Source organism: Pseudomonas sp., from assembly GCF_050739655.1.
GTDB lineage: Bacteria > Pseudomonadota > Gammaproteobacteria > Pseudomonadales > Pseudomonadaceae > Aquipseudomonas.
This window is the reverse complement of the sequence record NZ_JBOIBY010000247.1, coordinates 1-10212: the sequence shown is the minus strand read 5'-3', so window position 1 is coordinate 10212 and position 10212 is coordinate 1. Positions and strand designations below refer to the sequence as shown.

Annotated in this window: 9 protein-coding genes and 2 pseudogenes; 6 read left to right on the top strand and 5 right to left on the bottom strand. The window is 59.7% G+C overall.

What is annotated here, in order from left to right:
* Positions 1–58 precede the first annotated feature (58 nt).
* Entirely contained in the window at positions 59–352 is a 294-nt protein-coding gene (locus ACRESJ_RS12115; protein WP_431758098.1) for a hypothetical protein, read from the bottom strand.
* A gap of 188 nt (positions 353–540) precedes the next feature.
* Here ACRESJ_RS12115 and ACRESJ_RS12110 point away from each other — a divergent pair, with 188 nt between their 5' ends.
* Genes ACRESJ_RS12110 through ACRESJ_RS12095 form a run of 4 tightly spaced genes read left to right on the top strand, consistent with a single transcriptional unit; the run spans position 541 to position 2825 of the window.
* A complete protein-coding gene (locus ACRESJ_RS12110) occupies positions 541–843 on the top strand; it encodes a MazG-like family protein (protein ID WP_431758097.1) in 303 nt (100 codons plus the stop codon).
* Positions 843–1592: a methyltransferase gene (locus ACRESJ_RS12105; protein WP_431758096.1), complete on the top strand. Its 750-nt coding sequence runs from the start codon at positions 843–845 to the stop codon at positions 1590–1592. The genes ACRESJ_RS12110 and ACRESJ_RS12105 overlap by 1 nt, the downstream gene beginning before the upstream one ends.
* A gap of 12 nt (positions 1593–1604) precedes the next feature.
* The gene (locus ACRESJ_RS12100; protein ID WP_431758095.1) at positions 1605–2213 is read left to right on the top strand and encodes a DUF4136 domain-containing protein; all 609 of its coding nucleotides are present in this window, start codon (positions 1605–1607) and stop codon (positions 2211–2213) included.
* 54 nt (positions 2214–2267) lie between these two features.
* A complete protein-coding gene (locus ACRESJ_RS12095) occupies positions 2268–2825 on the top strand; it encodes a DUF4136 domain-containing protein (RefSeq protein WP_431758094.1) in 558 nt (185 codons plus the stop codon).
* Between the two features lie 78 nt (positions 2826–2903).
* Here ACRESJ_RS12095 and ACRESJ_RS12090 read toward each other — a convergent pair whose 3' ends face one another.
* On the bottom strand, positions 2904–3773 hold the full coding sequence (locus tag ACRESJ_RS12090) for a MaoC family dehydratase (protein ID WP_431758093.1): 870 nt from the start codon (positions 3771–3773) through the stop codon (positions 2904–2906).
* 2 nt (positions 3774–3775) lie between these two features.
* Positions 3776–5128 carry a 3-oxoacyl-ACP reductase gene (locus ACRESJ_RS12085; RefSeq protein WP_431758092.1) on the bottom strand — a complete coding sequence of 451 codons (1353 nt, stop codon included), beginning with the start codon at positions 5126–5128 and terminating at the stop codon, positions 3776–3778.
* Between the two features lie 214 nt (positions 5129–5342).
* On the opposite strand from ACRESJ_RS12085, the gene ACRESJ_RS12080 reads away from it, so the two are divergent.
* Complete coding sequence (locus ACRESJ_RS12080; RefSeq protein ID WP_431758091.1) at positions 5343–6620, top strand: acetyl-CoA C-acetyltransferase; 1278 nt, start codon at positions 5343–5345, stop codon at positions 6618–6620.
* A gap of 236 nt (positions 6621–6856) precedes the next feature.
* Complete coding sequence (locus ACRESJ_RS12075) at positions 6857–7648, top strand: AraC family transcriptional regulator (protein WP_431758090.1); 792 nt, start codon at positions 6857–6859, stop codon at positions 7646–7648.
* Between the two features lie 102 nt (positions 7649–7750).
* Here the strand turns inward: ACRESJ_RS12075 and ACRESJ_RS12070 are convergent.
* Together ACRESJ_RS12070 and ACRESJ_RS12065 are read right to left on the bottom strand one after the other, a co-directional pair.
* Positions 7751–8347 (bottom strand): annotated as a pseudogene (locus tag ACRESJ_RS12070) (methyl-accepting chemotaxis protein); the annotation flags it as partial.
* 261 nt (positions 8348–8608) lie between these two features.
* Positions 8609–9541 (bottom strand): annotated as a pseudogene (locus tag ACRESJ_RS12065) (cache domain-containing protein); the annotation flags it as partial.
* Between the last annotated feature and the right edge of the window lie 671 nt (positions 9542–10212).

Here is a 10212-nt window from a genome sequence, read left to right as displayed (position 1 = left end):
TGCTTTTAAAGATCAAAAGATCGCAGCCTTCGGCAGCTCCTACACAGGAGATATCACGTCAGTGCATGATCCAACTGAGCAGCCACAACCCCAGCATCAACCAGATGATCCCCATGATGATCGACGCATTCATGAACGCACGGATGGCCGACCACAGCAGTATCAGGCCGATGATCAGGACAGCAATGCTGATGATCGAGGTGTCCATGCCCAGTGCGCGGGACAGGCCGTCTACAAAGTTACTGCTGGCACGGCTCACCATCTGGAACAGGCCACTGAGGGCGTCGACGATGAAGCGGATGACTGTGCCAAGTGCCTGACCGAGCCATTCGAAAAAACCTTCTACCTGCATGGAATGAGCGTCCTGATGAAATAACGGGTTCGGGGTGAGCCTTGGGCTGTTGATCACGCTATCGAGTTCCCTGTAGGAGCTGCTGAAGGCTGCGATCTTTTCAAGTATGGCGCAAAGTCCCGGCAACGACGCTGCCCCTTGCCTTCATCCGCCATCCCCCCGAAGCTATACGCCTTCAGGAGAGCCCGATGAACCTTGTTGAACTGACCGAACGCCTGCACGCCATCCGAGATCGCAATGACTGGCGGCAATTTCACAGCCCGAAAAACCTGGCCATGGCCGCGAGCGTCGAAATGGCCGAGCTGGTGGAGATTTTCCAGTGGCTGACCGAAGCCCAGTCTAAGCAGTTGCCGGCAGACAAACTGGCCCATGCCGGGCAGGAAATCGGCGATATCGTGCTTTATCTATTGTTGCTGTGCAGTGAATTGGGTTTGGACATGAATGAGGTGGTGCGCAGCAAACTGGCCGACAGCGAGCGGAGGTTCAGCTGATGAGCGACCGTCACTTCGATCAATTGGCGACCCGTTTCGCGGAAAAAATCTACGGAGGTGCCAAAGGCGCGATCCGCTTGGCGGTGCTGCAGGCTGATCTGGCTGAAATCCTGCCGGACCGCCCGTTGCGGGTGCTGGACATCGGCGCGGGCCTTGGTCACATGTCGTTGTGGCTGGCTGAACGCGGGCATGAGGTAACGCTGGCCGAACCTGCGCAGCCGATGCTCGAAGGGGCCCGCCAGCGCTTCGCCGAGGCCGGGCAAACGGCAACGTTCATTCAGGCGCCGTGGCAGGAACTGCTCGGCCAGCTCAACGAGCCCTACGACCTGGTGCTGTGCCATGCGGTGCTGGAATGGCTGGCCGAACCGCACGCGATCCTGCCGGTGCTGCATCAACTGACCAAGGCCGATGGTTGGCTATCCCTGGCTTTCTACAATCGCGACGCGCTGATTTATCGCAACTTGCTCAAAGGGCATTTCCGCAAGATGCGCAAGAACGACATGGCCGGCGAAAAGCAAAGCCTGACCCCGCAACAGCCCCTTGATCCACGGGAGCTGGCGGCGCAACTTGAAGGTCTGTGGCGGGTCGAAACCCAGAGTGGCGTGCGGGTGTTCCACGATTACATGCCGGTGGAATTCCAGGCTCGCGCCGAGTTGCCGGATTTGCTCGAAATGGAACTGGCGCACCGCCGTCACCCAAGCTTTGCCGGGCTTGGTCGTTACTTGCACTGGATCTGTCGGCCGGTTTGATCGGAGCGTGAAATGAAAAGTCGTACGGGGTTGTTGCTGTGCTGTCTGGGATTGGCCGCTTGCCAGGGCACCAATCCGTACGTGGCGTCTTCCAATCCCATTCCGCCCGCGCCGCCCCAGGCGGCCAATACCTTCGATCGTAGCGCCTACCCGGCGGCACCCCGTGACTTTGGTCGCTACCGCAGTTGGGCCTGGCTCGATGGGCATTTGCCGACGGGCACCGCGATGGCAGATTCGGCGCAGGTCGCTGAAGCGGTCAGCAGCGCGCTTGATCAGCGCGGCTTGCGGCCATTGCATGACAATCGCCCGGCAGACCTGTTCGTCAGCGCCGACCTGCGTTTGGAAACCCGTATGCGCCAAGTCCAGGACGATTACGGTTACGGCGGATATGGCGGCTACAACGGCTATGGCCCGGGTTACGGCATGTATGGCAGCGCGCCGATTGTCCGGACCTACCAGGAACAGGTCGTGGTGGTGCATGTGGAATTGTTCGACGCGCAAAGCGGACAACCGGTGTGGAGTTCAAGCGCTGAAACCAGCCATCGGGGCACTCAGAGCCAACAAGTGGATGCAATACGAGAGGCTGTAGAAAAGGCCATGTCGGCGTATCCTCCTAGTTAGCTTCTGTAGATAAGAAGCATTTCCAAGGTTCATGTCTTCAACCGGAGAATCATCATGTTCCGCCGTTTCGCTTTACTGGCGGTGGCCGCGCTGCTCAGTGCCTGCGCCGCCAACCAGGTCAATCATGACTTCGACGCCAGCCGCGACTTTGCCGCCTACCGCAGCTGGAGCTGGAAAGAACCCGCCCTGCAATACCGCCCCGATGACCCACGGATCAAGAGCGATCTGACTGAGCAACGTATTCGCCAGTCGGTGGAGGATCAAATGGACCAGCGTGGGCTGCGCCAGGCCGCACCTGGTGCCAAGGGTGATTTGAGTGTGCAGACCTACCTGATTGTCGAAGAGCGCCAGCAGCAGGTAACCACCAATTACGGCGGTGGTTGGGGTAACCCTTGGAACGGCTACTGGGGCGCGCCGATGTATAACGAAACCCGCCTGGTTTCCTATAAGGTCGCGACCATCCAGATCGATATGCTCGACGGCAAGGACGGCAAACTGGTATGGCGCGGCAGTGACGAACAGATGCTCAGCCGCACGCCAAACCCTACGGATCGCAGCAATGCGATTCACGAAACCGTCACCCGGATATTGGCCAATTATCCACCGCGATAAAACACGAAGCCCTGTGGGGGCGAGCTCCCACAGGGCTTTTATTTTTTGCGGATCGCGATCAGACGACCTTTTGATCAGTCAGGCAACTGGCCGCCAGTGCCCAATCATGTGCTCAAGATCTGCAGCACCGATCAATTGCAAATCACCACTGGACCCTTCACCACTGTACCCTGCGGCGCTGGCCAGCAATGCGACCTCGCTGGGCAGGCGCACCGGTTTTTTGAATTGCACCTCGATTTCGATGTTCGCCGCCGGCAGATAGTCGGCCAGGGCCGCCAGTGTGCGAGCCTTGTTCCATAACCCGTGGGCGATGGCCGAAGGAAAACCGAACAGCCTGGCGCTGGCCGCACTCAGGTGAATGGGGTTGTAGTCGCCGGACACCTTGGCGTACTGCCGGCCGATGTCCGATGGCGCCTTCCAATTGGCCACTTGGGTGAGCGTTAGCGTCGAGGCCAACACTTCCTCCACAGGCTCGCCTTCAAGCTTGACCCCGCGGCATAACATCCGGCTTTCGGCTTCCCACAGAGGCCCCAACTGATCATCCAGGGTTGTGACCAGATCGAAGGTGGCGCCCTTGGCATGGGGCTGCAGGTTTTGCACCTGTACGCTGACTCGCACCCGGTTGACCCCACCCATGGGGCGCAGTACGCGAATGCGATTGCTCAGGTGAATCAGCCCCAGCAGCGGGAATGGAAAATCCTTGGCGGTGAGTAATTGCATCTGCAAAGCGAAAGCCAGGATGTGCGGGTAGGTCGGCGGCAGCAGGCTGTTGTCGGCAAAACCGCATACCTTGCGGTAGGCCTCCAAACGCTTCGCGTCGACATCGACCCAGCAGCGCAACCCGGTGGCGGGCAAGGTGGTGCCGGTGATTTTCCTGCGCGTCGCCGCGCGCACATAGAGGCCCGGCAACTTGGGCTCGCGATCAAGTGTGTGCCAATCGGTGTTCATGCCTAAGCCCCCAAGACACTTTGTCCGCAGACACGCAAGGCTTGCCCGGTGAACGCACCGGTGCCCGGTTGAGCCAGCCACGCCACCGCTTCGGCGACGTCCTGCGGCAGGCCACCCTGGCCCAGGGAACTCATGCGCCGCCCAGCCTCGCGCAAGCCGAACGGGATATGCGCGGTCATCTGCGTTTCGATAAAACCGGGGGCCACGGCGTTGATGCTGATCCCGCGCTCCTTAAGCTGCGGTGCCCAGGCTTGCGCCAGACCGATCAAACCGGCCTTGCTCGCCGCGTAGTTGGTTTGCCCGCGATTGCCGGCGATGCCGCTGATCGAGGCCAACAGAATCACCCGGCCGTTGTCTTGCAGGGTGCCATTGTCGAGCAGGGCTTTGGTCAGCACTTGTGCAGCGTTGAGATTGACCGCCAGTACGGCGTCCCAGAATTCCGGGGTCATGTTGGCCAGGGTTTTATCCCGAGTGATGCCGGCGTTGTGCACCACGATATCCACCCCATCGGGCAACTGTTCGACCAGTTGCGCAGCGGCGTCTTCGGCGCAGATATCCAGGGTGATGCCGCGCCCGCCCAAGCGTGCGGCGAGGGCTTCAAGATCGTTTTTGGCCGGGGGGACGTCGAGCAGGATGACGTCGGCGCCGTCACGGGCCAGGGTTTCGGCAATGGATGCGCCGATGCCGCGTGCTGCGCCGGTGACCAGCGCCTTGCGTCCGGCCAATGGTCGCGTCCAGTCGGTCACTTGCGTATCGCAAGGGCTCAGGCGAATGACTTGCCCGGACACGAATGCGCTTTTCGGTGAGAGGAAAAACCGCAAAGGACCTTCCAGTTGATCTTCGGCACCCTCGCCGACATGGATCAATTGCAAGGTGCCGCCGCTGCGCAGCTCCTTGGCTAACGAGCGACTGAAACCTTCAAGTGCGCGCTGGGCACTGGCGGCGAACGGGTCGCTCAAGGTCTGCGGATCGCGCCCGAGAATCACCAGGTGCGCGCAGTGATCGAGGTTCTTCATTAGCGGCTGGAAAAACTCGCGCAGTTGCTTGAGTTGATCGGTTTGCAGCAGATCGCTGGCGTCGAACACAACGGCCTTGAGTTTAGGTCCGTGACCGGGGATCCATGCCGTCGCCAGGGAAGGCTCGGTGCCATAGCTGTAGATCGCATCGGTCAGGCGGTTGGCGAAGGCGCTGACTTTCTCCGCCATCGGCCCTCCACCGATCAGCAATGCACCCTCGACAGGCCGCAGCCGACCTGCTTGCCAGCGTTCCAGCCGGGTCGGCGAGGGCAAGCCCACCGCTGCGACGAGACGATGGCCGATGGATGAATTGGCGAAGTCGATATAGCGGTCAGACATGGAACGCGCTCCAGCAGCTGGGGTTCAAAGTGTGGACCATCAATGGCAATCAGTCGTTCGATCCACGGGATAAGGCCTACGCTGATCAGTGTAGGAGCTGGCGAAGGCTGCGATCTTTTGGCTCTGTTTTTTAAGATCAAGATCAAAAGATCGCAGCCTTCGGCAGCTCCTACAGTGGGGGGGGTGTATCTATGTATTTCATCAGGGGATTTTCATGACTCAATTGCGTCGCGTCGCAATCATCGGCGGTAACCGGATTCCCTTCGCCCGCTCCAACGGGCCGTACGCCACGGCCAGTAACCAGGTCATGCTCACCGCCGCGCTTGAAGGTCTGATCGAACGCTACAACCTGCATGGGCTGCGCATCGGTGAAGTGGTTGCCGGGGCAGTGCTCAAGCTGTCTCGGGACATGAACCTGACACGGGAGTGCGTGCTCGGCTCGCGACTGTCGCCGTCGACCCCGGCCTATGACATTCAACAGGCTTGCGGTACCGGACTGGAAGCGGCGTTGCTGGTGGCGAACAAGATTGCAATGGGGCAGATCGAATGCGGCATTGCCGGTGGCGTCGACACCACGTCGGATGCGCCGATCAGCGTCAGTGAGGGGCTGCGCAGGATTCTGCTGCAAGCCAATCGCGCCAAAAGCACCGGCGACAAATTGAAAACCTTTCTGCAACTACGACCTCGGCATCTGATCCCCGAGTTCCCGCGCAATGGCGAGCCGCGTACCGGTTTGTCCATGGGGCAGCATTGCGAGTTGATGGCGCAGACCTGGAGTATCTCCCGCGAAGAACAGGATCAATTGGCCCTGGAAAGTCACCAGAAACTGGCCGAGTCCTACGCTGAAGGCTGGCACAACGATTTGATGACACCGTTCCTCGGCCTTACCCGCGATAACAATTTACGCCCGGACCTCACGCTGGAAAAACTCGCCACGCTCAAAACCGCGTTCGAAAAAAGCGCCAAGGGCACCCTAACCGCAGGCAACTCCACGCCGCTGACCGATGGCGCTTCACTGGTGTTGCTGGGCAGTGAGCAATGGGCCAGCGAGCGAGGCTTGCCAATCCTCGCGTACCTGCGCGACGGCGAAGCCGCGGCAGTGGATTTCGTCAACGGTGCCGAGGGGCTGTTGATGGCACCGGTGTACGCGGTGCCGCGCTTGTTGGCGCGCAACGGCCTGACCTTGCAGGATTTCGACTACTACGAAATCCACGAAGCGTTCGCCGCACAAGTGCTTTGCACCTTGAAGGCCTGGGAAGATCCGCAGTATTGCAAAGACCGCCTGGGCCTCGACGCGCCGCTGGGCACCATCGACCGCAGCCGACTCAACGTCAAAGGCAGCTCACTGGCAGCAGGGCACCCGTTCGCCGCCACCGGCGGGCGCATTGTTGCCAACATGGCCAAGCTGCTGGATGCGGCGGGGAAGGGGCGAGGGTTGATTTCGATTTGCGCGGCGGGCGGGCAGGGTGTCACTGCGATCATTGAGCGTTGATGAATTTCTTGGAACACGGGTTTTCCGTCGACTGATCGTTCCCACGCTCCGCGTGGGAATGCAGCCCGGGACGCTCTGCGTCCCATTCAAGAGCCGAACGCGGAGCGTCCGTTGAGGCATTCCCACGCAGAGCGTAGGAACGATCTGTAAAACCCACAGGAATGGGGGCAATTGAATACAGTCGCGAGATGGCCTAACGTCGCTCCATCATCCGTCTCGCAACATAAGGCCCGTCAATGCCGACCAACGGACAGGTTTCCCTCGAACGAAGCATTCCGCCCATTACAGTACTGCCGCGCCCGTTGTATGCGAGGGTGGAAAGCCTCAATGCCGGCTCATGGACGGCGTCCCATCGCCACGACTGGGTGCAGTTTTCCTACGCTATCAGTGGCGTTCTCGGTGTGCACACCGCTGAAGGCAGTTTCTTCGCGCCGCCACAGTGGGGGATCTGGATTCCGGCAGATCTTGACCATCAGGTCGTGACGTCCATGCGCGCCGAGATGCGCAGCCTGTATGTGCGTCGCGAGGATTGCCAATGGGCGGACGGTCGTTGCCGCGTGCTGGAAGTAACGCCGCTGGCCAGGGAATTGATCAAGAGTTTTTGTTTGTTGCCGGTGGAGTATCCACAGGGCGACAGCCAGGAAGCGCGGCTGGTGAGTGTGTTACTGGATCAACTGGCCGCTTTGCCGGAAGTCGGTTTTTCCCTGCCATTGCCCCGCCATGAGCGGTTGCTCGGTTTGTGCAACGAACTGATCGAAAACCCCGAACGCAACGTGACGTTGCAGGATTGGGCGGGGCGTTTGGGTACCTCGGAGAAAACCCTGATGCGACTGTTTCAGCGCGAAACCGGGTTGAGCTTTCGTGGCTGGCGTCAACGTGCGCGGTTGCTGTCGTCGTTGAGCTTGCTGGAAGAGGGCGACAGTGTGACCAATGCCGCGCTGTCTTGCGGGTATGACTCGACGTCGGCGTTTATTGCGGCGTTCAAGAGCCTGTTCGGGTTTACCCCGGGAGAGTTGTTTCGGCAGTAACGGCCCCATCGCGAGCAGGCCAGCTCCCACAAGGACGATGAAAAATCCTGTGGGAGCTGGCTTGCCAGCGATTGGCCGCGAAGCGGCCACCGCATTTTTGGATCAGGTACGAAAGCGACGAACCAATCCATCCAGCTCATTCGACAACCCAGCCAGGCTCTGGGAATCGAGTCGCGCCGAGTTCGCCAGCTCTGCCACCAATTGCGCATCGCCATGGATCTGGCTGATGTGCCGGTTGATGTCTTCAGCCACCTGATGCTGTTGTTCCGCTGCCGTGGCGATCTGCGTGTTCATGTCACGGATCACGTCCACCGATTCGCGGATCTGCCCGAAGCTGTTGCGGGCCTCGCCGATGCGCGTTACCGACTGCTGGGAAACGTCCAGGCTTGCGTGCATCTGCTGCGTCACCTGGCTGGTGCGCTTGGCCAGATTACCCAGCAGGCCGTCGATCTCCGCCGTGGAATCGGCTGTGCGTTTGGCGAGCGCACGCACTTCGTCCGCTACAACCGCAAAGCCGCGACCTTGCTCACCGGCCCGTGCTGCCTCAATAGCGGCGTTCAAGGCCAACAGGTTGGTTTGTTCGGCAATCGAGCGAATGGTCCCAAGGATCGACTGGATGTCATTGCTGTCGCGCTCAAGCTGCTGCATCGATTGGGCCGACTGTTCGATTTCCTGGCTCAGGCGATCCACGCTGCTGACCGCCGCGTCGATCTGTTGCTGACCTTCTCGGGCCTGACGCTGACCGCTATCGGCCGACTCGGCGGCCTGGCTGCAAGAGCGCGCCACTTCGTTGGCGGTAGCGACCATTTCGTGGAACGCCGTGGACACCATGTCCACCGCCTCGCGCTGGCGCCCGGCAGCTTCGGCCATGTCGCTGGAAACCTGGGTCGAGCTCTTGGAGGTGTCGAGAATTTTGGTCGCGGCGCCGCCAATACTCTGGATCAGGTTGCGAATCGCGGTGAGGAACTGGTTGAACCAGTTGGCCAGTTGCGCGGTTTCATCGCTGCCACGGATTTGCAGGTTCTTGGTCAGGTCGCCTTCACCCTGGGCAATGCCTTCAAGGCCGTCGGCCACGCTGCGGATCGGTCGCACGATCAGGCTGGCAAAGCTGGCGCCAGCAACGGCGAAGATCACGGCCAGCACTGCCGCGATGATGGCGATCAACCAGGTCAGTTGAGTCGCGGTGCTCATCACGTCGCTTTGCTTGATCAGGCCGATGAAGGTCCAACCCAGTTGCTCAGACGGCCAGACGTTGGCCATGTAGCGCTCGCCATTGAGTTCGATTTCGACCAGGCCTTTGCCGGCCTTGGCCAATTGCGCATAACCCTCGCCGAGGCTGCCAAGGGCCTTGAAGTTGTGTTCCGGTTGCTTCGGATCGACCAGTACGGTGCCGGAGTTTTCCAACAGCATCAGGTAGCCGGTTTCGCCAAGTTTGATCTGTTTGACCAGTTCGGTGAGCTGTTTGAGCGACACGTCGATGCTGACCACGCCGCCATTGGTGCCCAACTTATTGTCGATGGTGCGTACGGTGCTGACGTAAGACGTATCGTTTTCGGCCCAGTAATAGGCCTCGGTACGGAACGGTTTTCCAGGTTTAGCCTGGGCTGCCTTGTACCACGGACGCTGGCGCGGATCGTAGTTGGCCAACTTGGCATCGTCCGGCCACGACACGTAACCACCAGCGGCAGTACCGAGAATCGCATAGGCGTAGGACGGATGGGCGTTGCCCAGATCCTGCAGGAAACCGAAGACCTTTTTGTCCATCTCGCCCTGAGGAATGCTGGCGGCATCGGCGTTCATGTAGGTCTTGAGGCTGTCGTCGGAGTGGGTGATCAGCGGCTGTTTGGCCAGGTATTCGACGTTCTGGCTGATACCGTCGAAAAACAGTTGCATGGCGTTGCTGACCTGACGGATTTCGCGACCACTGTTGTCGACGAAATCGTCCTTGGCATCACTGCGCAAGTTCAGCACAACGAGGGTGGCGACCAGCACCACGGGCAAGCAGGCGATGACTGCAAACGCCCAGGTCAACTTTTGTTTGATGTTCATCCGCGCTCCAGATTTTTCTTGTAAGCCCACGCAGTGCAGATGACTCGCGGTTATTGGCAGCCGTAAACGTTCCTGGTCAACTCGGATCCCTGAGTGCGCTATCGCTATTGTTGTGCAAGCGATTGTCGGACAAATCACTTTGTCACTTAGGACTTCGGCTGTTGTCGGAGGAAATTGAGGGTTGTGACGAAAAATCTTGCGTAGAGCGGGAATCGGGCTGTCAGCTCCTGTCACAAATGCCCCGCAAGCCATGAACTACACGTGATGCGGGCTCGGCTATGATCTTTGGCGGCCGGCGATGGACGTCCGGTTTTTGTGACCAATCCGGCAGATTGTGTGCTTCTGGATGATCCTGGCAGTGTTCATAGGTCGGCACCCCCTCCCACCCGTGAGTGGATTGCCGTATAACGAATGACTTTCGCGTGTTTGGTAATAAAGGACCCACAATAAAAGCTGATGAAGACTCCAAAACGCATTGAACCCCTGATCGAGGACGGTCTGGTCGACGAGGTGCT

Coding starts and splice junctions, on each gene's coding strand:
- ACRESJ_RS12105 (WP_431758096.1), top strand. CDS start 843: ATGAGCGACCGTCACTTCGATCAATTGGCGACCCGTTTCGCGGAAAAA.
- ACRESJ_RS12095 (WP_431758094.1), top strand. CDS start 2,268: ATGTTCCGCCGTTTCGCTTTACTGGCGGTGGCCGCGCTGCTCAGTGCC.
- ACRESJ_RS12085 (WP_431758092.1), bottom strand. CDS start 5,128: ATGTCTGACCGCTATATCGACTTCGCCAATTCATCCATCGGCCATCGT.
- ACRESJ_RS12080 (WP_431758091.1), top strand. CDS start 5,343: ATGACTCAATTGCGTCGCGTCGCAATCATCGGCGGTAACCGGATTCCC.
- ACRESJ_RS12115 (WP_431758098.1), bottom strand. CDS start 352: ATGCAGGTAGAAGGTTTTTTCGAATGGCTCGGTCAGGCACTTGGCACA.
- ACRESJ_RS12100 (WP_431758095.1), top strand. CDS start 1,605: ATGAAAAGTCGTACGGGGTTGTTGCTGTGCTGTCTGGGATTGGCCGCT.
- ACRESJ_RS12090 (WP_431758093.1), bottom strand. CDS start 3,773: ATGAACACCGATTGGCACACACTTGATCGCGAGCCCAAGTTGCCGGGC.
- ACRESJ_RS12110 (WP_431758097.1), top strand. CDS start 541: ATGAACCTTGTTGAACTGACCGAACGCCTGCACGCCATCCGAGATCGC.
- ACRESJ_RS12075 (WP_431758090.1), top strand. CDS start 6,857: ATGCCGACCAACGGACAGGTTTCCCTCGAACGAAGCATTCCGCCCATT.